Source organism: Actinoallomurus bryophytorum (genome assembly GCF_006716425.1).
Taxonomy (GTDB): Bacteria; Actinomycetota; Actinomycetes; order Streptosporangiales; family Streptosporangiaceae; genus Actinoallomurus; species Actinoallomurus bryophytorum.
The window spans coordinates 4,760,727-4,787,618 of sequence record NZ_VFOZ01000001.1; the positions used below are offsets into that span (position 1 = coordinate 4,760,727).

23 protein-coding genes are annotated in these 26,892 nt (G+C 70.8%); 17 read left to right on the forward strand and 6 right to left on the reverse strand.

What is annotated here, in order from left to right; translation table 11 throughout:
• Positions 1–4: 4 nt before the first annotated feature.
• On the reverse strand, positions 5–688 hold the full coding sequence (locus FB559_RS22570) for a response regulator transcription factor (RefSeq protein ID WP_141957487.1): 684 nt from the start codon (positions 686–688) through the stop codon (positions 5–7).
• A gap of 101 nt (positions 689–789) precedes the next feature.
• Between FB559_RS22570 and FB559_RS22575 the strand changes: the two genes are divergently transcribed.
• The 3 genes from FB559_RS22575 (at position 790) to FB559_RS22585 (ending at position 2,496) form a co-directional block, all read left to right on the forward strand.
• Positions 790–1,278 (forward strand): hypothetical protein, encoded by a 489-nt coding sequence (locus FB559_RS22575; protein ID WP_141957488.1) that lies wholly within the window; start codon positions 790–792, stop codon positions 1,276–1,278.
• Positions 1,279–1,350: 72 nt separating this feature from the next.
• Entirely contained in the window at positions 1,351–2,040 is a 690-nt protein-coding gene (pgeF, locus tag FB559_RS22580; protein WP_246121901.1) for a peptidoglycan editing factor PgeF, read from the forward strand.
• A 48-nt stretch (positions 2,041–2,088) separates the two neighbouring features.
• Positions 2,089–2,496, forward strand: a complete 408-nt coding sequence (locus FB559_RS22585; protein WP_141957490.1) for a RidA family protein — start codon at positions 2,089–2,091, stop codon at positions 2,494–2,496.
• Positions 2,497–2,539: 43 nt separating this feature from the next.
• Here FB559_RS22585 and FB559_RS22590 read toward each other — a convergent pair whose 3' ends face one another.
• Positions 2,540–3,127, reverse strand: coding sequence for a TetR/AcrR family transcriptional regulator (locus FB559_RS22590; protein ID WP_141957491.1), 588 nt, complete (start codon positions 3,125–3,127; stop codon positions 2,540–2,542).
• 151 nt (positions 3,128–3,278) lie between these two features.
• Between FB559_RS22590 and FB559_RS22595 the strand changes: the two genes are divergently transcribed.
• The 5 genes from FB559_RS22595 (at position 3,279) to FB559_RS22615 (ending at position 9,568) form a co-directional block, all read left to right on the forward strand.
• Complete coding sequence (locus tag FB559_RS22595) at positions 3,279–4,724, forward strand: aldehyde dehydrogenase family protein (RefSeq protein WP_221640131.1); 1,446 nt, start codon at positions 3,279–3,281, stop codon at positions 4,722–4,724.
• Between the two features lie 28 nt (positions 4,725–4,752).
• Positions 4,753–6,324: an amino acid permease gene (locus FB559_RS22600; RefSeq protein ID WP_141957492.1), complete on the forward strand. Its 1,572-nt coding sequence runs from the start codon at positions 4,753–4,755 to the stop codon at positions 6,322–6,324.
• Positions 6,321–7,970, forward strand: coding sequence for a choline dehydrogenase (betA, locus tag FB559_RS22605; protein ID WP_141957493.1), 1,650 nt, complete (start codon positions 6,321–6,323; stop codon positions 7,968–7,970). The genes FB559_RS22600 and betA overlap by 4 nt, the downstream gene beginning before the upstream one ends.
• Positions 7,971–8,009: 39 nt before the next feature.
• The gene (locus tag FB559_RS22610) at positions 8,010–9,161 is read left to right on the forward strand and encodes an FAD-dependent oxidoreductase (RefSeq protein ID WP_141957494.1); all 1,152 of its coding nucleotides are present in this window, start codon (positions 8,010–8,012) and stop codon (positions 9,159–9,161) included.
• A gap of 68 nt (positions 9,162–9,229) precedes the next feature.
• Positions 9,230–9,568 carry a HEAT repeat domain-containing protein gene (locus tag FB559_RS22615; protein ID WP_221640132.1) on the forward strand — a complete coding sequence of 113 codons (339 nt, stop codon included), beginning with the start codon at positions 9,230–9,232 and terminating at the stop codon, positions 9,566–9,568.
• Positions 9,569–9,644: 76 nt separating this feature from the next.
• Here FB559_RS22615 and FB559_RS22620 read toward each other — a convergent pair whose 3' ends face one another.
• The gene (locus tag FB559_RS22620; RefSeq protein WP_141957495.1) at positions 9,645–10,538 is read right to left on the reverse strand and encodes an esterase/lipase family protein; all 894 of its coding nucleotides are present in this window, start codon (positions 10,536–10,538) and stop codon (positions 9,645–9,647) included.
• Positions 10,539–10,865: 327 nt separating this feature from the next.
• Between FB559_RS22620 and FB559_RS22625 the strand changes: the two genes are divergently transcribed.
• The 4 genes from FB559_RS22625 (at position 10,866) to FB559_RS22640 (ending at position 16,043) form a co-directional block, all read left to right on the forward strand.
• Positions 10,866–11,582, forward strand: coding sequence for a maleylpyruvate isomerase family mycothiol-dependent enzyme (locus FB559_RS22625; RefSeq protein ID WP_141957496.1), 717 nt, complete (start codon positions 10,866–10,868; stop codon positions 11,580–11,582).
• 50 nt (positions 11,583–11,632) lie between these two features.
• On the forward strand, positions 11,633–12,709 hold the full coding sequence (locus FB559_RS22630; RefSeq protein WP_221640133.1) for a threonine aldolase family protein: 1,077 nt from the start codon (positions 11,633–11,635) through the stop codon (positions 12,707–12,709).
• Positions 12,710–13,482: 773 nt separating this feature from the next.
• Positions 13,483–14,526, forward strand: coding sequence for an IS110 family RNA-guided transposase (locus tag FB559_RS22635; protein ID WP_246121902.1), 1,044 nt, complete (start codon positions 13,483–13,485; stop codon positions 14,524–14,526).
• A 221-nt stretch (positions 14,527–14,747) separates the two neighbouring features.
• Positions 14,748–16,043, forward strand: a complete 1,296-nt coding sequence (locus FB559_RS22640) for an RNA polymerase sigma factor (protein ID WP_342780951.1) — start codon at positions 14,748–14,750, stop codon at positions 16,041–16,043.
• A 13-nt stretch (positions 16,044–16,056) separates the two neighbouring features.
• On the opposite strand, the gene FB559_RS22645 is transcribed toward FB559_RS22640, so the two are convergent.
• Entirely contained in the window at positions 16,057–16,629 is a 573-nt protein-coding gene (locus FB559_RS22645; RefSeq protein WP_141957498.1) for a TetR/AcrR family transcriptional regulator, read from the reverse strand.
• A 136-nt stretch (positions 16,630–16,765) separates the two neighbouring features.
• Here FB559_RS22645 and FB559_RS22650 point away from each other — a divergent pair, with 136 nt between their 5' ends.
• From FB559_RS22650 to FB559_RS22670, 5 genes are all read left to right on the forward strand, one after another.
• Entirely contained in the window at positions 16,766–17,710 is a 945-nt protein-coding gene (locus FB559_RS22650) for an SDR family NAD(P)-dependent oxidoreductase (RefSeq protein ID WP_141957499.1), read from the forward strand.
• A gap of 23 nt (positions 17,711–17,733) precedes the next feature.
• Positions 17,734–18,753, forward strand: a complete 1,020-nt coding sequence (locus FB559_RS22655; RefSeq protein ID WP_141957500.1) for a DNA polymerase IV — start codon at positions 17,734–17,736, stop codon at positions 18,751–18,753.
• 318 nt (positions 18,754–19,071) lie between these two features.
• On the forward strand, positions 19,072–21,333 hold the full coding sequence (locus FB559_RS22660) for a xanthine dehydrogenase family protein molybdopterin-binding subunit (protein WP_141957501.1): 2,262 nt from the start codon (positions 19,072–19,074) through the stop codon (positions 21,331–21,333).
• 2 nt (positions 21,334–21,335) lie between these two features.
• Positions 21,336–21,794 carry a (2Fe-2S)-binding protein gene (locus FB559_RS22665; RefSeq protein WP_425455079.1) on the forward strand — a complete coding sequence of 153 codons (459 nt, stop codon included), beginning with the start codon at positions 21,336–21,338 and terminating at the stop codon, positions 21,792–21,794.
• Positions 21,791–22,612, forward strand: a complete 822-nt coding sequence (locus FB559_RS22670) for an FAD binding domain-containing protein (RefSeq protein WP_141957503.1) — start codon at positions 21,791–21,793, stop codon at positions 22,610–22,612. The genes FB559_RS22665 and FB559_RS22670 overlap by 4 nt, the downstream gene beginning before the upstream one ends.
• On the opposite strand, the gene FB559_RS22675 is transcribed toward FB559_RS22670, so the two are convergent.
• Together FB559_RS22675 and FB559_RS22680 are read right to left on the reverse strand one after the other, a co-directional pair.
• The gene (locus FB559_RS22675; RefSeq protein ID WP_141957504.1) at positions 22,613–23,659 is read right to left on the reverse strand and encodes a magnesium transporter CorA family protein; all 1,047 of its coding nucleotides are present in this window, start codon (positions 23,657–23,659) and stop codon (positions 22,613–22,615) included.
• A 116-nt stretch (positions 23,660–23,775) separates the two neighbouring features.
• Positions 23,776–26,676, reverse strand: a complete 2,901-nt coding sequence (locus tag FB559_RS22680) for a CARDB domain-containing protein (protein WP_246121904.1) — start codon at positions 26,674–26,676, stop codon at positions 23,776–23,778.
• Between the last annotated feature and the right edge of the window lie 216 nt (positions 26,677–26,892).

Consider the following 26,892-nt stretch of genomic DNA (forward strand, 5'->3'; position numbering starts at 1 on the left):
GGTCTCACGGGCCGGGGACGACGAGCTTGACGCCCACGCCACGTACGGTGTGCAGGTAGCGCGGCTGCTGCGCCGTCTCGCCCAGCTTGCGGCGCAGCCAGGACAGGTGGACGTCGACCGTCTTGTCCGCTCCGCCGTACGGCACGCGCCACACCTCGGTGAGCAGGTCCCGTTTGGTGACCACCTCGCCGTGCCGTGCGGCGAGATGGTGCAGCAGGTCGAACTCCTTCGGGCTGAGGTCCAGCGTGACGCCGTCGAGGACCGCCTCGCGCGCCCGCGGCGAGACGGTCAGCCCGCCGATCGTGATCGAGGGACTGGTCTCCTGCTCGGTGGCGCGCCGCAGCACCGCACGGATGCGGGCCTCCAGCTGGGCCGCGCCGAACGGCTTGATGAGGTAGTCGTCGGCGCCGGCGTCGAGCACGCGGACGATCTCCTCCTCGTCGTCGCGCGCGGTCGCCACGATCACGGGTACGCGGCTGACCGCTCGCAGCATGCGCAGGACCTCGCGTCCGTCCAGGTCGGGCAGTCCGAGGTCCAGCACCACGACATGCGGGCGGTCCTCGACGGCCTGCCGCAGCCCGCTCATCGCGGTGTGCGCGGACGAGACCGCATGGCCCTGTTCGCTGAGCGCCCGCACCAGTGAGGTGCGGATCTGGTTGTCGTCCTCGACGATGAGCACCTGGGGCACATGTGCACGGTAACCGGTACCGGTACGACCCCGCTTGTGGCCGGACGCGCCTTATTAGCGCCTTAACCCCGTCTTAGAGGTCGAGAGGTCATGATGGCGGAATGAACCGGCGCGTCATTCTCGGCATCGTCAGCTGGCTCGTGGTCGGAGGCGCCGCCACCACCGCGGGGATCGCCGCGATCGACGTCCTCGAGGACGGGATCACCGGCAAGAACGTGCGCCCGCTGGACGACGACGCGGTGCACCGCGCCCTGAGCCGGGCCGGTGTCACGCGTACCCCCTCGGCCCCCGTTCCCTCGCCGGCCGCGTCCACGGCCGCGGGCGTGACCCGCAACCTGGCCGCCCGCGGCGGCGGCACGGTGACGGCCCGCTGCGAAGGCGGGAAAGTGACGATCCTCGCGGCCACCCCGGCCCAGGGGTTCCACACGGACGGCTTCGATCGCGGCCCGGCGACCTCCTCCTCGCTCACCTTCGAGTCCGCGGAGGAGGAGTTCGCCGTGACGGTCGACTGCCAGGGCGGCTCCCCGGCCGTCCACGTGGCGCAGGACGACGGGCACCGAGGCCGCCACGGAGGCCGCGGCCGTGGCTGAGCCGCTTGGTAATCTCTGCGGCGACGTATCGGGGTGAGGAGTCTTGTGATGAAGCCGGCCGGTCGAGTTCACATGGTCATCAGCGATCGGCACGGTGGCGTCAGCGACGCACCGTACGACAGCCGCAACCTCGGCGGGGCGGTGGGCGACGACCCCGCGGCGGTACGCGAGAACCGCGACAAGACGGCGCTGGAGTTCGGCGTGGCCCCCGGGCGCGTCGTCTACATGCGGCAGGTGCACAGCGCCGACGTCGCGTACGTGACCGAGCCCTTCGGCGAGACGCCGCCGGAGCTGGACGCGGTGTTCACCGACATTCCCGATCTGGCTCTCTGCGTGCTGGTCGCGGACTGTGCCCCGGTGCTGGTCGCCGACGCGGAGGCCGGTCTGGTCGGCGCCGCGCACTCCGGGCGGGTCGGCACCACCCTTGGCGTGGTGCCCGCGCTCGTACGCGCGATGGCCGGGCACGGCGCGGACCCCGCGCGGATGACGGCCCTGGTCGGGCCGAACGCCTGCGGGCTCTGTTACGAGGTCTCCGCGGAGCTGCGCGACGAGGTCTCGGCGGTGCTGCCGGAGTCGCGGTCCACGACCCGGCAGGGCACACCCGCCCTGGACGTACGCGCCGGCATCGCCGCGCAACTCGCCGCCGAGGGCGTCGAGGACGTCCGCCACGACGGGCGCTGCACGATGGAGACGCCCGAGCTGTACTCCTACCGGCGCGAGGGGACGACCGGCCGGTTCGCCGGCTACATCCGCCTCGGCTGACATGGTGCCGGATGCGTGGGCCCGGTCAGGGTGTGCCATTTTGGAGAGATGATTCGTCGCTGGAGTCCGGACGGTCTGGCCGCACCGATCGGGCAGTACAGCCACCTGGCCGCGGCGCCGCCCGACCATGAGCTGATCTTCATCGCCGGTCAGGTCGGTGTACTCGAGGACGGCACACTGGCCGGTACGGACGGGGAGTCGCAGACGCGTCAGGCGTTCGCCAACATCGGTGTGCTCCTCAACTCGCTCGGCGCCGGTCCGGAGAACCTCGTGAAGCTGGTGACCATGGTCTCGGCGCGCGAGCACCTCGCGGGCTGCCGCGCCGCGCGCGAGGAGGTCTTCGCGGCCTGGTACCCCGGCGGCGACTGGCCCGCCCACTCGCTCATGGTGGTCGACTCGCTCGCCACGCCCGAGCTGACCGTCGAGATCGAGGGCTTCGCCGCGGTACCGAGGTGACGGCACGGCCGCCGGGCGGTTCCGGCTGTACCACGAGCGGTATCTAGAGCGATTCCGGCGTCGGGCCCCGGAGTGCTCGGCGGAAGATCGCCTCCACCCCCTCATGCGCGGGCGGGGGGTCGGCCAGCAGGGCCTGCATCAGCAGGCCGCAGAAGGTCGCCGCGAGCAGCTGCCCGGTGACGTCGTCCGTGCGGGAGGCGAACAGCTCCACCAAGGCGTCGTCCCACCCCACGCTCGCTCGCCGCAGGGACGGCCGGTGCAGCGCCGCGACGTACAGCTCGTACTCCACGACGGTCTGGGCACGCTCCTCGGTGAGCCCGCGCACCACCAGGTCGGCCAGGGCGACGGCGAGGTCGGCGTCCGGGCGCAGGCCGCGTTCCCACTCGCGCAGCCGGGCGATGTTGTGGTCGGCGGCCGTGTGCAGTGCGACGACCAGCAGGTCGTCGAGTGTGGCGAAGTGGTAGGTGGTGGAACCCAGGGGCACGCCGGCCGCCGCGGCCACCGCGCGGTGGGTGACGCCCTCGATCCCGCGTTCGGCCACGACCGCGATCGCGGCGTTCGCGATCCGCTCCCGCCGGTCGGGGTCGGTCGGGCCGCGGCCCCGCCTGCCGAAATGCCCGCGCGTCGACATGAACCAGAGTCTCCCTCAGCTACTTCTCGCTCTCATAACGTCGCAGGTCGCGCATTGACACTGGTCACGCGACTTGTGTACAAACGTACGCAAGGGGAGCGACGGGGTAAACGGAGAGGAAACTGGCATCAAGGACCTCTACATCGATGGGATGTGGACGGCTTCCTCGTCTTACACGACGTCGCCGACCCTCAATCCCTTCGACGCGAGCGTGCTGGACACCGTCGCCGAAGCCACCGCCGATGACGTCGACCGCGCCGTGGCCGCCGCCCGCTCCGCCTTCGTGTCCGGCCCCTGGCCGCAGACGCCCGCCGTCGAGCGTGGCCGTACGCTCTCGCGCATCGCGGACCTGCTGCAACGGGACCGGGAGACGATCGCTCGGGCCGAGAGCCTCGACACCGGTAAGACCCTCAAGGAGGGCCAGGCCGACGTCGACGACGTCACCGCGGTCTTCCGCTACTACGCCGGGCTCGCGGGCACCCACGCCGGCCGCGTCGTGGACGCCGGCCTGCCGAACGTCATCAGCAGGATCGTGCACGAACCCGTGGGCGTCTGCGCGCTGATCGCGCCGTGGAACTATCCGCTGCTGCAGATGTCGTGGAAGCTCGCCCCCGCGCTGGTGGCCGGCAACACGACGCTGATCAAGCCCAGCGAGCTCACCCCGCTCACCACGGTGGCACTCGTCGAGCTGGTCGAGGAGGCCGGGGTCCCACCGGGCGTCGTCAACCTCCTGCTCGGCCGCGGCGACGTCGTGGGGCGGGCCATGGTGGCCCATCCGGGCGTCGACCTGATCTCGTTCACCGGCGGCCTCGCCACCGGCCAGGAGATCATGGCGGCCGCCGCCAAGGGCGTACGGCGGGTGGCGCTCGAGCTGGGCGGCAAGAACCCCAACGTGGTGTTCGCCGACACCGACTTCGATACCGCGGTCGACTACGCGCTCACCGGCGCGTTCCTGCACTCAGGGCAGGTCTGCTCGGCCGGCTCACGGCTGATCGTGCAGGAGGAGCTCCACGACCGGTTCGTCGCCGAACTGGCCGCGCGTGCGGACCGGATCCGGCTCGGCAGCGGACTGGACCCGGATTCTGAGTGCGGGCCCCTGGTCTCGGCCGAGCACCGCGCCAAGGTCGAGGCCCACATCGAGCGGGCCATCGCCGACGGAGCGACGCTGCTCGCGGGCGGCATGCGCCCGCCGGAGCCGGCGCTCGCCGACGGGTTCTTCCTGCGCCCGACCGTGCTCGCGGACTGCACCCGCGACATGGCGGTCGTACGCGAGGAGGTGTTCGGGCCGGTCGTGACCGTGGAGCGGTTCGGCACCGAGGAAGAGGCGGTACGTATCGCCAACGACACCGACTACGGCCTGGCCGGCGCGGTCTGGACGGCGGACGCGGGCCGGGCGGAGCGGGTCGCGGCGGCGCTGCGGCACGGCACCGTGTGGATCAACGACTTTCACCCCTATCTCCCGCAGGCCGAATGGGGCGGCTTCGGCAAATCGGGAGTCGGCCGTGAGCTGGGGCCCTCCGGGCTCGACGAATACCAGGAAAAGAAGCACATCTACCACAACGCCGCTCCCCAGCCGATGCGCTGGTTCTCCGGCTGAGCGGCGTTGACCGAACAAAGGAGCTGCCATGGCAGTCCATGGCGAATCACTCCCCGTGAATCCCCAACCACAGATCGACGGCAGTGCCGATATCGCCGACCTCGCCGAGTTCGGCTACAAACAGCAGTTGGAACGCTCCCTCGGGTCGTTCTCCAGCTTCGCCTCCGGGTTCAGCTACATCTCGATCATGACCGGGGTCTTCCAGCTGTTCTTCTTCGGCTTCGGCTCCGGCGGACCCGCGTTCATCTGGACCTGGCCGCTGGTGTTCGTCGGGCAGCTCGCGGTGGCGCTCTGCTTCGCCGAGATGGCCGGCCAGTATCCGCTCGCAGGGTCGGTCTACCAGTGGTCCAAGCAGATCGCGCGGCCGGTGACCTCGTGGTTCGCCGGCTGGATCATGATCATCGGTGCGGTCGTGACCGCCGCCGCGGTCGCCGTGGCGTACCAGATCATCCTTCCGCAGGTCTGGTCGGGCTTCCAGATCGTCGGGGGTAAGGACGACATCGGCGCGACGTCGACGCCCGGCGGCGCCGAGAACGCGATCATCCTGGGTCTCGGGCTCGTCGTCTTCACCACGATCATCAACATGGTCGGCGTCAAGGTGATGGCGAAGATCAACAACTTCGGTGTCGCGGTCGAGCTCGGCGGAATCATCCTCCTGATCATCGCCCTGGCGATCCACATCCGCCGCGGCCCGCAGGTGGTGTTCCAGACTGCCGGCACGGGTTCTGGCCACTCTCTCGGCTACCTCGGCGCGTTCCTGGTCGCCTCGCTGATGAGCGCCTATGTCTTCTACGGTTTCGACACCGCGGGCTCGCTCGCGGAGGAGACGCGTGAGCCCCGCAAGCACGCCCCTCGCGCGATCATCCGCGCGATCACCGCGGCCTTCGTGGTCGGCGGCCTGCTGATGCTGGTCGGCATGATGGCGGTGGGGAACATCCACGCCAAGGAGCTCAGCGTCTCCGGCATGCCGTACCTGCTCAAGTCCACGCTCGGCAACACGCTCGGCGACATCTTCCTCATCTGCTCGGCGATCGCGATCACCGTCTGCTGCCTCGCCGTCCAGACCGCCGCGATCCGGATGATCTTCGCGATGGCCCGCGACGGCCGGCTGCCCTTCGGCGAGGCCATCGCCAGGGTCTCGCCGCGCTCGAAGACCCCCGTCGTGCCCGCCCTGATCACGGGCCTGCTCACCGTCGTGGTGCTGCTGATCAACATCGGCAACCAGCGGGCGTTCTTCGTCCTCACCTCGACCGCGATCATCCTGTTCTACATCCCGTACCTGCTGGTCACCGCCCCGATGCTGCTGCGGCGCCTGCGCGGGCAGTGGCCCGGAACGGGCCACGGACCCTTCTTCAAGATGGGCCGCTTCGGCGTCGTCGTGAACGCGTTCGCGGTGCTCTACGGCATCGGCATGATCATCAACCTCTTCTGGCCGCGCGGCGCCGTCTACGGCACCGACCACTGGTACTACCAGTGGGGCGCCCTGCTGACGAGCGCACTGATCGTCGTCATCGGCGGGATCATGCTGCTGGTCCGCCGCTCGTGGACGCTTCCGCACACCCAGCGGGAGGCCGCGGTCCCTGTCGGGGAGACGCTGTGAGCCGGGAGGAGTACGACTTCGTCATCGTCGGCGGAGGCTCGGCGGGCAGCGCGCTGGCCAACCGGCTGTCGGCGGACGCCGCGCACCGGGTCCTGGTGCTGGAGGCGGGCCGGCCGGACTACCGGTGGGACGTCTTCATCCACATGCCGGCCGCGCTGACCTTCCCCATCGGCAGCAGGTTCTATGACTGGAAGTACGAGTCCGAGCCCGAGCCGCACATGGGCGACCGGCGGATCTACCACGCGCGCGGCAAGGTTCTCGGCGGCTCCAGCAGCATCAACGGGATGATCTTCCAGCACGGTAACCCGCTGGACTACGAGCGCTGGGCCGGCGACGACGGCATGAAGGACTGGGACTTCGCGCACTGTCTGCCCTACTTCAAGCGCCTGGAGAACTGCCTGGCCGGCGACGACGAGTGGCACGGGCACGACGGCCCCCTGGTGCTGGAGCGCGGGCCGGCCACCAACCCCCTGTTCGAGGCGTTCTTCGACGCCGCCGAGCAGGCCGGCTACCCGCGTACGGAGGACGTCAACGGCTACCGGCAGGAGGGCTTCGCCGCCTTCGACCGCAACGTGCACCGGGGCCGCCGCCTCTCGGCGGCGCGCGCCTACCTGCACCCGGTGATGGGCCGCCCGAACCTCACCGTACGGACGCGCGCGTACGCCACCCAGGTCCTGTTCGAGGGCGAGCGCGCCGTGGGCGTGCGCTACCGCAAGGGCCGCGGGACACGCGAGGTGTACGGCAAGGAGATCATCCTGTGCGGCGGCGCCATCAACACCCCGCAGCTGCTCCAGCTCTCCGGCGTCGGCAACGCCGGCGAGCTGGGTGAGCTGGGCATCGACGTGGTGGCCGACCTGCCGGGCGTGGGGGAGAACCTCCAGGACCACCTCGAGGTCTACGTCCAGTACGCGTGCAAGCAGCCGGTCTCGATGCAGCCGGCGCTGGCGAAGTGGAAGCGGCCCTTCATCGGGGCGCAGTGGCTGTTCCTGCGGTCCGGGCCCGCCGCGACCAACCACTTCGAGGGCGGCGGCTTCGTCCGCAGCAACGCCGAGGTCGCCTACCCGAACCTCATGTTCCACTTCCTGCCGATCGCGATCCGCTACGACGGCTCGGCGCCCGGTGGCCGCCACGGCTACCAGGTCCACGTCGGGCCGATGTACGCCGACACCCGCGGCACCGTCAAGATCCGTTCTACCGACCCCGACGAGCACCCGGCGCTGCGCTTCAACTACCTGTCCACCGAGCAGGACCGGCGCGAGTGGGTGGAGGCGGTCCACGTCGCCCGCGACATCCTCAACCGGCCGGCGATGGAGGAGTTCAACGACGGGGAGCTGTCGCCCGGACCCGGCGTCCAGACCGACGAGGAGATCCTCGACTGGGTCGCGCGGGACGCCGAGACCGCGCTGCACCCGTCCTGCACCGCCAGGATGGGCACGGATCCGCTGTCGGTCGTGGACCCGTCGAGCATGCGCGTGCACGGTCTGGAAGGGCTGCGGGTCGTCGACGCGTCCGTGATGCCCTACATCACCAACGGCAACATCTACGCGCCGGTGATGATGGTGGCCGAGAAGGCCGCGGACCTGATCCTCGGCAACACACCGCTCGAACCGGACCACGCCGCGTTCTACCGAGCCTCCGCCGATTGATCGCCTGACGGGGCGTGCCGGGCCTGGTTCACTGGCCGGGTGGCGCGGATTCTGATCGTCGGTGGCGGTGTCGGAGGGCTCGCGGTCGCGCTGGCCCTGCACAAGGCCGGCGCCGAGCCGGTCGTGTACGAGGCGCATCCGTCCAGCGGGCAGGACCTCGGCGCGTTCCTCACCCTCGCGAGCAACGGGATGGTCGCGCTCGCCCAGGTCGACGCGGCCCCGGTGGTCGCCGAGGCAGGGTTCCCGCTCACCACGATGCGCGTCGTCGCCGCGACCGGGGCCGAGGTCGCCACCGTCCCGCTGGGACTGCACGAGGACCCGCTGACCCGCTATCGCTGCCTGCGCCGTGCCGAGCTGTGCGCGGCGTTGCGGGCCGAGGTGCTCCGGCGCGGCATCGTCGTACGGCACGGAAAGCGGCTCGTCTCCGCGACCGAGGCTTCCGGAGCGGTGACGGCCGTCTTCGGTGACGGATCCACGGCCACCGGCGAGCTGCTCATCGGCGCGGACGGCCTGAACTCCGTCACGCGCTCGCTCATCGACCCGGGCTGCGCGCCACCGCGGTACGCGGGGCAGCGTGTCTTCTACGGCTACACCACCGTCGCGTACGGCCAGGCGGAGCGGATCGAGATGATCCGCGGCAGCGGGGCCGCGTTCGGGCACGCGGTCTCGCCCGCGGGGGAGACGTACTGGTTCGCGCGCGTGCCCGGCGAGGAGCTGCCGGCCGAGCGGATCGCCGCCACCGCGCCCGAGCTGTGGCGTGAATGGCTCGTGGCGCTGCTACGGCCCGACGCCACGCCGGCCGCGGACATCGTCGCCGCCACCGGCGACCGGCTGATGGTGACCAACGCCTGCGACCTGCCCGCGGTCGAGCGCTGGCGCACCGGGCGCATGCTGCTGATCGGCGACGCGGCGCACGCGGCCTCACCGGCGACCGGCCAGGGCGCATCGATGGCGCTGGAGGACGCGATCGTGCTGGCCAAGGCGTTGCGCGACGCGCCGTCCATGGACGCGGCCCTGGAGACGTACGAGCTGCTGCGCCGCCCGCGGGTCGAGCACAACATCGCCAACAGCGCCCGGCTCACCGCCGGCCGTGCCCCGAGCCCGGCACGCCCGCGTCCCGCGGGGCCGGCCGGCGTCCCGGAAGAGGAGCTGGTCCGGCAGCTCGACTGGGCGGCTCCGATCTCGGGCTAGGGGTTTTGTCCGAGGTGTCATCTACGATGCGGTGCGCCGGTATTCGTGCTGACTTATAGGACGACCTGATGACCAACCAGCGCTTCGCGCAGGCGTTGGAGTCGATGCGGAGCCAGGACGCACGGCTCAGCACCCGCGGCTTCGACTTCCTGCGCGAGCACGCGGACGCGTACGTGGACGAACTCATCGCCGAATTCCCGCGGGAGGAGAACGACGAGCTGCGCTGCTGGCTTCTCGAACTCATCTCCGAGGCCCGGTCACCGGACGCGCTGCGCGTCCTCGCCGGCCAGTTGGAGAGCGACGACGAGTCGCTGCAGTTCTGGGCGATCAGAGGCCTGGAGATGCTGGACACCCGAGAGGCGCGGCACGAGCTCAACGTGGCACGGAAGAACGGCTGGATCACCTGATCTCCGGCCGGAGCGCGGATGCCGGGAGTCCGTGAAGGGACTCCCGGCATCCGCGTCGCGGGGCTCAGGGCGTGGGTCAGCCGTGGGACAGGCAGGTGGACTTGGTGGCGTGCGCGGGGTCGAGGGCGTTCTCGGTCTCGTGCAGGACGATGGGGTCGAAGGCCATCGCGGCGTGCTCGGAGAGGTCGACCGCGCACAGGTTCTGCAGCGTCACGTTGTGCGTGCCGCCTCCGCTGAGGAACTGGGACGAGTACGGCGTCACGACCTCGTCGTACCGGGTGGAGATCACCGTGTACGCGACGCCGGGCACGGTGTCACCGCCGGAGTTCAGCCGGGCGAGCAGGCTGGACCCGATGGTCTGGTCGCCGCAGGCGGGACAGGCCGAGTTGAGGACGTCGATCGCGCCGGGGAACGCCTGGGCCAGGATCGCGAGCCCGTTCAGCGTCGTGCCGTGGTTCGACGGGGCCAGGCCGACGAGGGTGTGCACCTTGCCCGCGCCGCCGAGGAACTTCAGGTAATAGCGCGGCATCATTCCACCTTGGGAATGCCCGACGATGTCGACCTGAGACGTCCCCGTCGCGGCGAGGACGCCATCGACGAACGTGGCCAGTTGCGCGGCGGAATCGGCCACCGGCGCGATGGCGCGTAGCACCGGAACGCCGGCCTTGGCGCCGTAGGTGAGCGCGAAGACGCAGTAGCCGCGCGACGCGAGAATGGGAGCGTCAGAAAGCCAGTTGACGGTGCCATTGGCGAATGTGCCGTGGACGAGGACGACCGGGCGCGGGTGCGCGGCGCTGGGCTTGCAGGACCAGTTGTTCGCGCCGGGCAGGTCGGGGGCGGCCAGTGCCTTGGCGGCGTCGACCGGGCCGGCGGCGCCTGCGCTGAGGGGGTTCGCGAGGACGAGGCCGCCGCTCAGGAAAGCGGTGGCGATGACGAGTAGCGAGCGTAGGGGCCGAGGGTGGGGCAGCACGGTTCCTCCCGGGGGCGTGGAGGCAGGGGACGGCGCGCCACAAGTGTGAAGCAGATCACACAAGAGGTTACTGACCGGTAAGCTAACTCGCGTGCCGAAGTTTTACCAGCCGGTAATGCATAACGTTTCGGTAACACGGCGGCGTTTGCGGCCGTGCGGAGGGCCATTGGCCCATCGAATGCGGTCGCATTCTCCGGCAATGGTGAAAGTGCTTCCCCGGGTCATTCCGTGCCCTCTGGCCTGGGAATTCCCGCCGCGACCGTGGCCCGCCCGGCCCGCCGGGCGCGTGATGATGCATCATGGGCACGGCGTCGGGAGGAGAGACTCGTGGAGGACGTGCGCACGACGCTCGCGGAGATCGACCAGGCGAGCGAGCGGCTGATGGAGACCGCGGAGAAGCTGACCGACCAGGATCTGAGTGCCCCGTCGAGGCTGCCGGGCTGGAGCCGCGGGCACGTGCTCGCGCACCTCGTACGCAACACCGACTCGTGCTGGAACCTGCTCGAATGGGCGCGTACCGGCGCGGAACACCCGCAGTATCCGAGCAACGAGTCCCGTGACGCCGGCATCGAGGCGAACTCCGGCCGCCCCGGCGACGAGTTGCGCGCCGAGCTGCGGATCGCGGTCGAGCGTTTCGCGCTGCAGGCCGCCACGATGCCCGAGGTCGCCTGGCAGTCCATGATCAAAGCTCGCGCCGGTTGGGCCCATCCGGCCTGGTTCGTCCTCAACCGGCGGTGGCGTGAGATCCAGGCGCACCACATCGACCTGGACTTCGGCTACGTCTACACGGACTGGCCGCTCGCGTACGTCCGCTGGGAGCTGGCCGAGACGCTGGACGCGATCAGGCTCGACGGCGGCCTGGCCGCCGGCCGCGTCCGCGCCACCGACCTCGACGTGGACGTACGGCTGGGCGACGGCCCCGAGGTCAGCGCCCCGGCGCACGAGCTCCTGGGCTGGCTGACCGCACGCGGCGGCCCGTCGTCCGCCGGGTGGCCCACCCCGCCGCCCTGGCCGCCACCCAGCGCCGGGTGGCGTCCGGCCTGACCGCGAACAAGGCATTGCGGGTCGTTCACGACAAAGCCGATACTGCGCTGGTGAGTGACACGTCTCCGCAGGTACTGCGGTCCCTGTTCCTGCACGCGCCGATTCGCCGCGGGCCACGCGTCGTGCTCGAGCGGATGCTCGAGCTCGTGGACGCCGACACACCGCCCGACGGACCGGACGGGCCGATGGCGGTGCTGGAGCGGCGGATCGCGGGCCTGCTGGGCAAGGAGGCCGCGCTGTTCTTCCCCAGCGGGACGATGGCGCAGCAGGCCGCGCTGCGCGTGCACGCCGAGCGCAGCGGGCGCCGAGGGTTCGCCGCGCATCCGCACTGTCACCTCGACCGGTGGGAGATGCAGGGCTACAACGCGGTGCACGGCCTGTGGTTCCACCGGGCCGGGGACCCCAACGAGCTGATGACCGCCGTCGACCTGAGGGCGGTCGGCGAGCCGCTGGCCGCGGTGCTGTGGGAACTGCCCCAGCGCGACCTCGGCGGCCTGCTTCCCGAGTGGGACGCGTTGGAGGAGCAGGTCGCCGTCGCACGGGCGGGCGGCGCCGCACCGCACCTGGACGGAGCACGGCTGTGGGAGGCGCAGACCTACTACCGCCGGCCTCTCGACCAGATCGCCGGGATCTTCGACACGGTCTACGTCTCCCTTTACAAGGGCCTGCAGGGCACTCGCGGCGCCGTTCTGGCCGGTGACGCGGCAACGGTGGCCGCGGCCGGTGTGTGGCGTGCGCGGCTAGGCGGCGCGATCCCCGACGCGTGGCCGCTGGCCCTGACCGCGCTGGCCGGTCTCGACACGATCCCGCCCCGCATGCCGGCCTTCCGCGACCACGCACTCGCGATCGCCGCGGCGATCAACGCCGACGGCGCGGCACGTACGTGTCCCGAGCCGCCGCAGACGCCGCTTTTCCATGTCCATCTACCGGCGCCCGCGCGTGCGGTCGAGCGTGCCGGCGCGGCGATACTCGCGGAGAGCGGCGTCCAGCTGTTCCCGCGGATACGCACCCTGCCGGACCCGCGCCAGTGCGCCTTCGAGATCACCGTCGGCGAGAACGCCATGGACTTCACCCCGGACGAGGTCGTCGCGCTGGTCCGCGAACTCCTCGATCGAGCGGCCGCCTAGAGCCCTACGGCCTGTCTGGAAGTCCTCGGTCGGGCCCGCCCGTCGTGGGGGCCTACCCGTCTGGGGCCCGCCCCGGTCTGGGGCCCGCCCGTCCTGGGGCCCCGCCCCGCACCCCGTCCTGGGCCCGCCTGTCGTGGGGCCCGCCTGTCGTGGGGCCCGCCTGTCGTGGGGCCCGCCTGTCGTGGGGCCCGCCTGTCGTGGGGCCCGCCTGTCGTGGGGCCCGCCTGTCGTGGGGCCCGCCTGTCGTGGGGCCCGCCTGTCGTGGGGCCCGCCTGTCGTGGGGCCCGCCTGTCGTGGGGCCCGCCTGTCGTGGGGCCCGCCTGTCGTGGGGCCCGCCTGTCGTGGGGCCCGCCTGTCGTGGGGCCCGCCTGTCGTGGGGCCCGCCTGTCGTGGGGCCCGCCTGTCGTGGGGCCCGCCCGTCTGGGGCCCGCCCGCCTGGGGCCCACCCGCCTGGGGCCCACCCGCCTGGAGCCCACCCGCCTGGAGCCCGCCCGCCAGTGAGAATGGTGGGGCAGGCGATGCTGGTGTGGTTTGGCTCTTTGCCCGCCCGACCTCGTGAGTGAGTGTCTTTCCCCGGATCTGTCGGCCGTGCTGGTGTGTCTGCGGGGTGTGCGCTGGGCCGGTGCCGTGACTTGATAAGAGCTCGGCCTAGGAGCCTCATCACTGGTCTGTCCGATGCACCGGCCCAGCGCGTGCCACGTCTCGTTTCCCTCACGAGGATTGGCAGGTTCAGGATGGCACGCAGGAGCAGGCGACCGGACAAGCGGCGGGTCGTGGGTGGGGTCGACACCCACCACGACACCCATCACGCCGCGGTGGAGTTGATGAACGGCGGCCGGATCGCGGACGCGCAGTTTCCCGCCACGGTTGAGGGCTATGCGCGGTTGCTGGCCTGGATGGAAGGCTTCGGCCGGATCCACGCGGTCGGGGTGGAGGGCACCGGCTCCTACGGAGCGGGCCTGACCCGGTACCTGCGCGGTGAAGGTGTCACCGTGGTGGAGGTGAACCGGCCCGACCGCCGTCAGCGCCGCAGTGTCGGTAAGTCCGATCCGTTGGATGCTTATGCCGCCGCTGATGCGGTGCTGGCCGGCCGCGCCCGCGCACTGCCCAAAGGCAACGACGGGATCGCCGAATCGATCCGGGTGCTGCACCTGACCCGGACCGGAGCCATCAAGGCCCGCACCGCAGCCATCAACGAACTACGAGCCGTGCTGGTCACCGCACCGGCACAACTTCGCGAACACCTCACCGGCAAACCCACCCCGGCACTGATCAGCGCATGCGCACGGCTGCGCCCAGGCACCGACCTGACCGACCCGCTCCACGCCACCAAACACGCCCTCCGCGCGCTGGCCCACCGCCACCAGCACCTGACCACCGAAATCGATGGTCTCAACCTGCACCTGAAAGCCTTGATCACCCAGACCCGCCCCGACCTGCTCGCCATTTACGGCGTCGGGGTCGAGACCGCCGCACAGCTGCTGATCACCTGCGGCGACAACCCCGACCGCCTCACCACCCCAGCCGCCTTCGCCGCTCTGTGCGGGGTGGCCCCGATCCCTGCTTCCAGTGGCAAGACCACCCGGCACCGGCTCTCACGCGGCGGAGACCGCCAAGCCAACCGCGCCCTCTACCTGATCACCATCACCCGCATGAGCCACTGCGCCCGAACCCGAACCTACGTCCAACGCCGCACCAGCCAAGGCAAACCCAAACCCGAGATCATCCGCTGCCTCAAACGCTACCTCGCACGCGAACTCTTCAAAGCCCTCACCAGCACAAACACCACCAACAAACAGCTACCAGCCGCCACTTGACACCACATAAGAGCATCCGGGGGTGCCATCCCACTCTCATTGTCCAGCGGGAACAGCGGCGGGCGGAAGTAGAGCGGGGTTCTGTGGATAACGTCGTGTGGTTCCAGGCGGCGCCGCACGGCAACAGCACGACTAATACACAGACCCTAGAGGGCCCCGGGCCCTGTCCGTTCTGCGGCTTCCCGTTCGTCGTACGGGTAGGACGGTACGAGGAGGACTCAGTGAGGGACACCGAGGCCACCCCCGGTCACGGCGGCGGCGACATGACCGACGCGGTCGCGCAGGCGTTTCGCGACGAGTGGGGGCAGGTCGTCGCGACTCTGATCCGGGTCACCGGCGACTGGGACCTGGCCGAGGAGTGCGCGCAGGACGCCTTCGCGCTGGCCCTGCGACGCTGGCCGCGCGACGGGATCCCGCGCCGGCCCGGCGCCTGGCTGACGACCACCGCGCGCAACCGCGCGGTCGACCGGCTGCGTCGTCAGGCGGTCGGCGCCGCCAAGCTACGGGAGGTCGCGATCTTGTCCCCCGAACCCGAACCCGAACCCGAACCCGAACCCGAACCCGAACGCGAGCTCGACGACACCGGCGTCCCCGATGACCGCCTGCGCCTGATGTTCACCTGCTGCCATCCCGCGCTCGCGCCGGAGGCCCAGGTCGCGCTCACCCTGCGCACGCTGGCCGGGTTGACCACCGCCGAGATCGCGCGTGCCTTCCTGGTCGGCGAGCAGACGATGTCCAAGCGGCTGACCCGGGCCAAGCAGAAGATCCGCCATGCCGGGATCCCGTACCGGGTGCCGCCGGCGCACCTGCTGCCCGAACGCACCCCCGCGCTGCTGGCCGTGCTGTACCTGCTGTTCAACGAGGGCTACTCGGCGACGGCCGGAGCCGACCTGGTCCGGCAGAACCTCAGCGCCGAGGCCATCAGGCTCGCCCGCGTCCTCACCTCGCTCATGCCCGACGAACCCGAGGCCTTGGGCCTGCTCGCGCTCATGCTGCTGCAGGACGCCCGGCGCGCCGCCCGGCTCGACGCCGCCGGTGACCTGGTGACCCTGGAGGACCAGGACCGTGGCCGGTGGGACACCGCCGAGATCGAGGAGGGCGTCGCCCTGCTCGAGGGCGCGCTGCGACGGGGCGCACCGGGCCGCTACCAGGTGCAGGCGGCCATCGCCGCCTGCCACGCCACCGCCGCCGGCGCGGCCGGCACCGACTGGCCCCAGATCGCCGCGCTGTACGGGCGGCTCGTACGGCTCGTGCCCTCGCCGGTGGTGGAGCTGAACCGCGCGGTCGCGGTCGGCATGGCCGACGGCCCGGTGGCCGGCCTGGCGCTGGTGGACACGCTGGCCGCCTCGGGGGCGCTGGAGGGCTACCACCTGCTGCCCGCCACACGCGCCGATCTGCTCCGCCGCCTCGGCCGTACGGGCGAGGCCGCGGACGCGTACCGCGAGGCGCTCGGCCTGGTGACCACCGACGCCGAACGCCGCTACCTGCGCCGCAGGATCGCCGAGGTCACCGCGTGAGGCCGGCCCGGCTTCAGGCGCGGTAGCGGAGGCCGTCCATCAGGAGGTCGAGCAGGCGGCCGGCCTGGTCGCGCTGGGACGGCTCGCCGGCGGTGAGCGAGATCCCGCCCAGGCCCGCGAGCACGTCGGCCGGTTCGATGTCCGCGCGCAGGGTTCCGGTGGCGACACCGGCCTTCAGGAGGGTCGCGATCGCGTCGGTCAGGCGGTCCCGGCTTTCTGAGAACGGGTTTCCGCCGGAGGCGATGACCGCGCGCAGCGCGTCGGCCATGCCGCGTTTGGTGGTCATGTAGTCGACGAAATGGTCCATCCACGTACGCGCGGCCTGGTCCGGCGGCAGCTTCTCCAGGAGATCCGCCGCGGCCTCGCACAGCCGGGCGAGCTCGTTGCGGTACGCGGCCTCGACGAGCGCCTCGCGCGTCGGGAAGTGGCGGTACAGCGTGCCGATGCCCACGCCCGCGTCCTTCGCGATCGCGTCGAGGGTGACGTCGGGTCCCAGCTGGGAGAACGCGCGGACGGCGGCGTCGAGGAGGCGGTCACGGTTGCGCCGTGCGTCGGCACGCAGCGGGCGGGGGCCGGTGGCCGGCATGGCTCCTCCTTCGAAGACGTCACTTGCTAATCGGAGGAAGCTCCGCTTAGAGTGGAGGCCTTAACGGAGGTTCCTCCGTTTCACATACTAGCCGCTGGATCTGCCGTACGCACGACCTGGCGGGACGGGGAAGACCATGACCGACTCCAGACGCATCACCACGCCCTTCTCCTTCGCCTCGACCGCCGCCGAGGTCCTCGACGGCGTCGACCTCGCCGGCCGGCGCGCCATCGTGACCGGCGGGGCCTCCGGCATCGGCATCGAGACCGCGCGAGCGCTGGCGGGCGCCGGCGCCGAGGTGACCCTGGCGGTACGGAACCGCGAGGCCGGGGAGCGCACCGCCGAGGACGTCATCGCGACCACCGGCAACAAGCAGGTCCTCGTCGCCGATCTCGACCTCGCCGACCGGGCATCGGTGCAGGCCCTCACCGAAGCGTGGGACGGCCCGCTGCACATCCTGGTAGGCAACGCCGGCGTGATGGCCTCCCCCGAGGCTCACACGCCGGAGGGCTGGGAGCTCCAGTTCGCCACGAACCACCTCGGCCACTTCGCCCTCGCCACGGGCCTGCACGGCGCGCTCGCGGCGGCCGGCGGCGCGCGTGTCGTGTCGGTCAGCTCCAGCGCCCACCTGCGTTCGCCGATCGTGTTCGAGGACATCCACTTCCGCGAGCGCCCGTACGAGGCGTGGTCGGCGTACGGGCAGTCCAAGACCGCGAACGTCCTGTTCGCCGTCGAGGCGACCCGGCGCTGGGCCGGCGACGGCATCACCGTCAACGCGCTGATGCCCGGCGCGATCCGTACCAACCTGCAGCGTTACGTCAGCGACGAGGAGATCGAGCGGGCGCGCGCACGCGCCGGCGGCGGTGGCGCGCGGTGGAAGACCCCCGAGCAAGGCGCGGCCACGTCCGTTCTGGTCGCGGCGTCGCCGCTGCTCGACGGTGTCGGCGGGCGCTACTTCGAGGACTGCGCCGAGGCCGAGCCCAACCGGCCGGGCACGCGCACCGGCGTCGCGCCGTACGCCCTCGACCCCGAGGCGGCGGAGCGCCTGTGGCAGGTGACCGCCGAGATGCTCGCCGCCTGACCAGTCGCGGGTGAAGATGGAGTGTGACCTCATGGGTGCTGCACGTCGACCTCGACCAGTTCCTGGCCGCGGTCGAGGTGCTGCGCGATCCCGAGCTGCGCGGCCGCCCGGTCGTCGTGGGCGGCGACGGTGACCCCGCCAAGCGCGGCGTGGTGAGCACGGCCTCCTACGAGGCCCGCGAGTACGGCGTGCACTCCGGCCTTCCCCTTCGTACGGCGGCGCGGCGGTGCCCCGAAGCCGTGTTCCTCCCGGTCGACCGGCCGGCCTACGAGGCGGCATCCGCCGAGGTGATGGCGACCCTGCGCGCCTCCACCGCGGTCGTGGAGGTGCTCGGCTGGGACGAGGCGTTCCTGGCCGTCGACACCGACGACCCCGAGGCCGAGGCGGCGGAGATCCGGCGGCGGGTACGCGAGGCGACCGGCCTCGAGTGCAGCGTCGGCATCGGGCAGAACAAGCTGCAGGCGAAGCTGGCCACCGGCTTCGGCAAGCCGGGCGGCGTCTTCCGGCTGACCGGCGAGACGTGGTTCGCGGTACTCGGCGACCGGCCGACCGACGCGCTGCAGGGGATCGGGCGCAAGACCGCCGGGCGCCTCCGCGAGCTGGGCATCGACACCGTACGGCGGCTCGCCGAGACCGATCCGGGCGAGCTCGCCGGGCACCTCGGCCCCGCGACCGGGCCCTGGCTCGTCCGGATCGCCCGGGGCGAGGACTCCTCGCCGGTGACCGGCACGCCGTACGTCGCGCGCTCCCGCGGCCGGGAGGTCACCTACCAGCGTGACCTCGAGGACTGGGATGAGGTGCGCGCGGAGGTCGAGCGCCTCGCGCGCCTGGTCGCGGACGAGTGCGCGGCCGAGGATCGCCCGGTCGCCCGTGTGGTGGTCAAGGTGCGTTTCGTGCCGTTCACGACCCGGACGCACGGCCAGGCCGTCGCCGCGGCGACCGGGAGCGCGGTGGAACAGGCCGCCCTCGCCGCTCTCGCCCGGTTCACCACACGCCGGCCGGTACGCCTCCTGGGAGTACGGGCCGAGTTCGACCGCCGGTGATGAGCTCCGGCGTGCGGCACGCTCCGGAGACTCCCCGCCGAAGGATGCGAGGTGACGGCCGGACCCGGCAGCCCGGGCCCTGTTCCCGGCGATTCGGGCCGAACCTCAGGTCACCTGAACCATGTTCCGTCACTTCGCGCACCATCCGCCGGGCGTCGCTCCCCGTACCCGGGACGGCCGTACCCCGACGCCGCGCGGGGTTGTGGTCGCGTCGAGCTCTAGAGTGAAATGATCGCTAGAAGAAGGGACACCCGCTTTCCTCCCTGATGTCTGAAATTCATAGGATTGGGTGCCTCGACCCGTGATCTCGGAGGGGTAATGAGCATTCTGGGCACCCGCGTCGTACGCACCGAGGACCCGCGCCTGCTGACCGCCGGTGCGATCTACCTCGAGGATCTGCGGCTGCCCGAGCTCCAGGGTGCGGCGTACGCGACCTTCGTGCGCAGCCCGATGGCCCACGCCCGGATCACCGAGATCGACGTCTCCGCGGCTCTGGCGGAGCCGGGTGTGGTGGCCGTGCTGACCGCGCGCGACCTCGACGACATCCCGGACCAGTCCGGTGCCGCGGGCGCGGAGCCGCTGCTCGCCGTGGACGTGGTGCGTTTCGCCGGAGAGCCGGTCGCGATCGTTTTGACCGAGGAGTCCTACCAGGGCGAGGACGCGGCCGAGCTGGTCAGCGTGGACTACGAGGAGCTGCCCGCCGTCATCGGCGTCCAGCAGGGGCTGAGCGACGAGACACTGCTCTTTCCCGGCTCGGACTCGAACGTGGTCGGCAAGGGGGGCGCGGAGTCGTTCGACGACGCGGCGTTCGCCGGCTGCGAGGTGGTCGTGGAACGCACCATCGTCAACCAGCGCGTGGCCGCCGCGCCTCTGGAGGTACGCGCCGCCGCCGCCAGGTGGGCCGAGGACCGGCTGACGCTCTGGGTGAGCACGCAGAACGTCCACGGGGTCCGCGACCAGACGGCCGGACGACTCGGGCTGGACCCCGGGGCGGTTCGCGTCGTCGCGCCGGACGTCGGCGGCGGGTTCGGTGCCAAGATCGGGGCCGACCGGGAGACGATCGTGGTCGGCTGGGCCGCACGCCGTCTCGGCCGCCCGGTCCGCTGGGTCGAGACGCGCAACGAGAACCTCATGGGCATGTCCCACGGCCGGGCGCAGCGGCACACCGTCACCATCGGCGGCAGCCGGGACGGCCGGGTCGCCGCCTACCGGCTGGACATCGTCCAGGACTGCGGCGCCTACATCCGCCTGGGCACGATGCTCCCCAACCTGACGATGCTGATGGCCGGCGGTGTCTACGACCTGCCGCGGATCGAGACGGCCTACCGCGCCGTCCTCACCAACACGACGCCCATCGGGGCGTACCGCGGCGCGGGCCGCCCGGAGGCCACCGCCGCGATCGAGCGGGCGATGGACCTGTTCGCCGCCGAGATCGGCATGGACCCGACGGAGGTGCGCCGGGTCAACTTCGTCGCCCCCGACAAGTTCCCGTTCACCACCAAGACCGGCGCGACGTACGACACCGGCGAGTACGCCAAGGCGCTCGATACCGTGCTCGAGGCCGCCGGCTACGAGGAACTGCGGGCCGAACAGCGACGGCGCCGCGAACGCGGCGACCCGCTCCAGCTCGGGATCGGCGTCTCCACGTACGTGGAGATCACCGGAGGAGGCCCGGAGGCCGGCGAGACGGCACGGCTCTCGGTGCACGATGACGGCACCGTGACGGTGTGGACCGGGAGTTCCCCGCACGGGCAGGGCCACGCGACCGCATGGGCGATGCTCGTCCAGGACGAACTCGGCATCCCGATGGACCGCGTCACGGTGCGGCACGGCGACACCGACGTGCTGAAGGAAGGCGTCGGCACCTTCGGCTCCCGGTCCCTCCAGCTCGGCGGCACCGCGGTGCACAACGCCGCGGTGGAGGTCAAGGAGCGGGCCCGCGAGCTCGCGGCGGACGAGATGGAGGCCGACCCCGCCGACCTCGTCCTCGACGTCGAGAGCGGCACCTGGACCGTACGCGGCGTACCCGGCCAGGGCGTGAGCTGGGCGCGGCTCGCCGAGCGCGCCGGCCCGGACGGGCTGTCCGCGGACACGAAGTTCGCCACGAACCAGGCGACCTTCCCGTTCGGCGCGCACGTGGCGGTCGTCGAGGTGGACCTCGAGACCGGCAGACCGCGTCTCGTACGGCACGTGACCGTCGACGACGCCGGACCGGTGCTGAACCCGATCCTCGCCGAGGGCCAGCGGCACGGAGGCATCGCCCAGGGAGCCGCGCAGGCGCTCTACGAGGAGGTGGCCTACGACGAGTACGGCAACCCGGTCACCGCCACGCTGATGGACTACACGTTCATCACCGCCGCCGAGCTGCCGAGCTTCGAGCTGGTGGCGATGGAGACGCCCACGTCGGCGAATCCTCTCGGCGTCAAGGGCATCGGCGAGGCCGGCACGATCGGCTCCACCCCGGCCGTACAGAGCGCGGTGGTGGACGCGCTCGCCCACCTCGGCATCCGCCACATCGACATGCCCGCGACCCCCGAGCGCGTCTGGACCGCGATCAACGAAGCGAGGACCGCCCAGTGAACGTGACGATCACTGTCAACGGCGAGAAGACGAGCCACGAGGTGGAGGACCGCACTCTCCTGGTCCACCACCTGAGGGACGTGGTCGGCCTCACCGCGACCAACATCGGCTGTGACACGAGCACCTGTGGCTCGTGCACCGTGCTCGTCAACGGCGAGTCGGTCAAGTCGTGCACCGTGCTCGCGGCGCAGGTCGACGGCGATGAGGTCGAGACCCTGGAGGGGCTGGCCGGCGACGGCGGTGAGATGGACGCGGTCCAGAACGCCTTCCAGCAGAAGCACGCGCTGCAGTGCGGGTTCTGCACCCCCGGCATGGTGATGGCGGCGACGTCACTGCTGCGCGAGAACCCCGATCCCACCGAGGAGCAGGTCCGCATGGCTCTGAAGGGCAACCTCTGCCGGTGCACCGGCTACCACAACATCGTCCAGGCGATCCTGTCCGCGGCGGAGGGCATCCGATGATCCCCGCACGGTTCGTGTACCGGCGCGCCGGTACGGCGGAGGAGGCCCTGAGCCTGCTCGCCGAGCACGGCGACGACGCGAAGGTCATCGCGGGCGGGCACTCACTGCTCCCGCTGATGAAGCTGCGCCTCTCCGTGCCGGAGTTCCTCGTCGACATCGGCCGCGTGCCCGACCTGTCCTACATCCGCGGTGAGGACGACCACATCGCGATCGGCGCGCTCACCCGCTACCACGACCTCGAGCACTCCGACCTGCTCGCCGAGGAGCTGCCGCTGCTCGCCAACGCCTCGGGCAAGGTCGGAGACCCCCAGGTGCGCCACCGCGGCACTATCGGCGGTTCGATCGCCCACGGCGACTCCGCCTCGGACGTGCCGGCCGTCGTCCTGGCCCTGGACGGGGTCCTGGTCGTCTCCGGGCCGTCGGGCGTACGTGAGATTCCGTCGGGGGAGTTCTTCCGCGGCCCGTTCGAGACGGCGCTGGAACCCGACGAGCTGCTCACCGAGATCCGCCTGCCACGACCGGCCTCGCCGGCCTGGTCGTTCCAGAAGCTCACCAGCCGCGCGATCGACTGGGCCATCGTGGCCGTCGTCGTCCAGGGCGAGTCGGTGGCGCTGGTGAACATGGGGTCGACGCCGCTGCGGGCGACGGCCGTCGAGCGCGCGCTGGCCGACGGCGCCGCGATCCCGGACGCCGCGGCCCAGGCGGCCGAGGGCACCTCGCCCTTCGCCGACCGCAACGCCGGCCCGGACTACCGCCGCCACCTCGCACGCGTCCTGACCCGCCGCGCCCTGGAGGAGGCGGCCACCCGCGCGGGCTGATCAGAGCCAGCCGCGGCGTTTGAACATCCGGTACAGCACGAGTGAGCCCAGCGCCATCAGGGCGAGCGCGAACGGGTAGCCGTCGACCCAGTGCCGTTCGGGCATGTGGTCGAAGTCCATGCCGTAGACCGTGCCGACGAGGGTGGGAGCGAAGAAGACCGCCGCCCACGCGGAGATCTTCTTGAGCTCCTCGTTCTGGGCGTAGCTGGCCTCGGTCAGCCGCTTGGCCTCCTCCGTCTGCGCCTGGCCGATCAGCGTGGCCTTGATGGTGAGGACGGTCTGGTAGAACTCGATCACGCCCTGGAGGTACTCGCGCTCGCCGTCGGCGACGCCGCGGATCCGGTCGAGCTGGTCGGCCATGTCGGTCACCAGCGGGCGCCCGGCCGCCGAGATGCGGGTGAGGCTCTTCATCCGCTCATAGCTCCCCGCGCCCAGCGCGCCCATGGTGCGGACCGCGAGCAGGCTGTGGCGGGCACGGAACAGCTCGTTGAGGAACTCCTCCGGGTCGTCGACGTTCCCGCCGGTGACCTGCTGTTCGAGCCGCCAGATGTCGCTGGTCACCGTCTCGACGTACGCCTCCTGGCTGCGGGTCACGGCGGAGACGATCGCGTGCGAGAGCTCCCACGGAGTGGCCGGGCGCAGCCGCCCGGCCTGGATCCGACGCAGGACGGCGGCGGTCTCGCGCAGCGCCGCCTCCGGAGGGACCACCGGGTTGAGGGGACCGTGCACGGTCACCAGGTAGTTCCGTCCGACGAACTGGTCCAGCTCGAGGTAGTGCACGTGACCGCGCTCGCCCCGCTCCGGTGTGTGCAGGACGACGAACACGTGATCCGGGTACGCGTGCATCTTGGCCACGCGGTTGCGCTCGACGCATTCGTGGATCGCCATCGGGTGAAAGCCGAACACCTCGGTCAGCACCTGCGTGCCCCGGGCGTCGCAGCTCGGAATGTCGACCCAGACCAGGCCGTCCCCGGCGGCGAGCAGCTCCGCCAGCTCGTCGGCGGAACGCTCCTCGACGCCATCCGCGGTGATCAGTCGAACGTCCATCCGGCCCACGCTCCTTCGACCACTGACCCGATCATGCCAAAGGGTCGTGGTGCCCTGCCCGCAGGGGGCAGGCGAACGCCCCGGCACCCGAAGGTGCCGGGGCGCGCCGCCTCCCTCTACTGGACGTTGATCGTGAAGGTGGACGTCGTGTTCCTGATGTCCACCGCGTTGTCGCTCAGCTTGAGGTTGTTGAAGGTGGCCGAGCCGACCGCGGGACCCTGGCCGGGTTCGGGCAGCTCATTGGCCCAGATCCCGAACCCGGACTTGGCGTCGTACGCGTCTCCGCTCTTGTGCGCGCCGCTGATCGTGATGTTGGTCAGCACCGTGTCGGTGACCGGGTTCTGTGGCTGGCCTCCGCTGTAGTTGGTCTGGAACATGATTCCGGAGTAGGTCGGATCGATGATGTCCACGTCACTCACCCGGATGCCGCGGAACACCTTCGAGGCCGAGAACAGCCAGATCCCGGGGAAGGTCTGCGAGCCCCAGAAGTGGCCGCCGGCCCGCACGATCGAGATGTTGCTGAAGTTCGTCGGGTCCGGTCCGAAGCCGTTCATCGGGTAGCCGAAGTCGAGCGAGCTGATGGTGATCCCGGAGTACACCAGGGTGTCGGCGATGTAGATGTTCTTGAAGGTGTTGTCGTAGCCGCCGTACGCGGCGAGGCCCGCCGCGCGCCACGGCAGGATCGCGGTCAGGTTCTGGAAGACGTTGTTCTTCTCGTCGGCGCCGCCCGAGTCGATGGCCGAGAACAGCGCGAAGCTGTCATCGCCGGTGGACCGGGCCTCGTCGTTGCTGACCAGGTTGTCCGTGCTGCCGTTGGTCATGTTGATGCCGTCGGCGAACGTGTCCCTGATCCGCGAGTTGGTGATGGTCATGTTGTCGGTGTTGGCGCCCCAGTACATGCAGACCATGTGCTCGACCCACACGTTGTCGATCGTGTCGTTGGCGACGTTGGAGAAGTCGAACACCTTCCCGGGGCCGTCGATCCTCGAGGTGTAGTTGCCGAAGTAGGCGAAGCCGGAGAACGTCGAGCCGTTCGCCGTCGAGTCGGCACGGATCCCGACGTCGGTGTTCTCCTGCCCGGTGGGTGCCTGGAACTGCGTGTACCAGGGCCCGGCGCCGACGACCTTGAGCGCCTTGCCGTACACCTGCAGCTTGCTCGACGTCTGGTACGTGCCCGCGGGCAGGTAGACGCCGGTCAGGGTCGGGTCCTGCCGGGCCTTGTCCAGGGCGTTCTGCACGTCCTGCTGGGCGAACCCGGTGGGCACCGTGTACTTGGACGGGTCGGGGTTGGCGATCGGGGAGACCTGCTCGGTGTTGATGAAGTCGATCGAGTAGTAGGCCGCCGAGTTGGCCGCGTCCTTCTGCAGCCGGATCTTGTGGCCGGCCGCCACGGTCGTGCCGAGCATGACGTGGGCCTCGTCGTAGATGTGGCGCGGAGTCGAGTCCGGTGAGTTGCCCGGCCCCGTCTCGTTGCCGTACAGCCACGCGTAGTGCGAGGTCAGGTCGATCGCCTTGAGGAACGTGCCGTCGACGTAGATGTTCAGCGTCGAGTCGATCCCGCCGCCGCCCGACGCGTCCGGCATGGCGAACCGGGTGACCAGCGTGTTGGTGCTGGCCTTGGTGGTGAACTCCACGCTGCTGCCCGTGCTCGCCAGCTTGACCGCCCGGCGTCCGGAGGCCTCACCGGCCAGGTCGCCGACCGTACGGTTCGGGCCGACGACGGTGGCACCGCCGGCGAGGACGCCGTCCTCGGCCTCGTAGCTGTCGTAGGGCATGTTCGCGCCGCGGCCGACGAAGAACGGCGTGGTGCTCGTGTTGTTCGCCTGCTTGACCGGCAGCTCGTTGGTGTCGTTGGCCAGCACGACCTTGACGGTGTACTTGCCGTTGACGGCGGTCCACGAGCCCAGGGTCACCGTGCCGGCGGTGGCGCCGGCGGCGATGGTCCCGCTGACCGAGCCGGTGAACGTCTTCACGGTCGCGTTGTTCGCGTCGAGCAGCGTGAGCGTGATGCCGTGCGAGCCCGAGCCCGAGGCGACGGTGCCCTGGTTCTTCACCGCCACGCTGAACGACACGTTGTTGCCGCTCGCCGGGTTGCCGGGTGTCCAGCTCACCGACGAGGCGACCAGGTCGGAGCTGGCGACGGGCGCGACCACCAGCGACGACGGGTTGGTGTAGGAGTTGTTGCTCTCGTTCAACTCCAGGACGGTGTCGGCCTCGTCGACCTTGCCGGTGAGCTGGTACGTGCCCGCATTACGGGTCCCGATGGACGCCGTCACCGCACTGGACGCGCCCGCCGCGAGTGCGCCGACCGACGCGGTGCCGACCTTCTGGCCGGCCAGGTAGAAGTTGACGTTGGTCGCGTCGGACGCCGCGGTGCCGGTGTTCTTCACCGTCGCCCGCAGCGAGATCGAGTCCGTCTCCACCGGTGACGCCGGGGTCCATGACATGTCGCTGATCGTGAGATCGGGAGCCGGTGCCGGCGAGCCCATGACCTGGAACTCCGCGACCTGGCCGCCGGGCGCGCCCGAGTTGGTGGTGAACTTCAGCTGGACGTCGGCTGCCGTGGCGGAGACGGGGATCGTCACGGTGTTGGCGCCGGAGGACGGGTTGAAGGTGTAGGACTGCGCGCCGACGAGACTCGTGTAGTTGCCCGAGTGCGCCGCCCGGCCGAGCACCTCGATGGTCTGGGTACGCGTGCCCCAGATCTGATCGGGGTTCAGCTTGACGACGACGGAGCTGATGGTGGCCTTCGCGCCCAGGTTGACGCTCAGCGTGGCCGGGTAGGCGCCGCCGGCGCTCTCCCAGTAGGTGCCGACATTGTTGTCGTTGGCGTTCGTCTCGACGAAGTCGTAGACGTGGGAGGAGGCCGTGATCGGTTTGCCGGCGGCCAGGTTCGTGTCGGCGGCCGCTGCGGGCTTGGCCGACGCCATCGCGGGTGACGCCAGTCCCAGCGCCGCGAACAGGCTCACCGCGGCGGTTGCTGCGACCAAGCGCAGGCGTACGTACTTCGGTCTCATTGCGCCTCTCGTCGTGAACAGCGCCGTCCGCCGGGCAGGCGGCGACGCTTGGAGGGGGCACGTGCCTGGGGGAGGCATGTGGGACGCATCACAGAGGTTAGATTTCTTGACAACTCAACGCAAGAGCCAAACATTTGGATGCAAAAATCGATCACATGTCCGTGAGGGCGTGGCAGGGCCGTGACCTCGGCGGCTATCGTTCCTGCGGGGCGATCT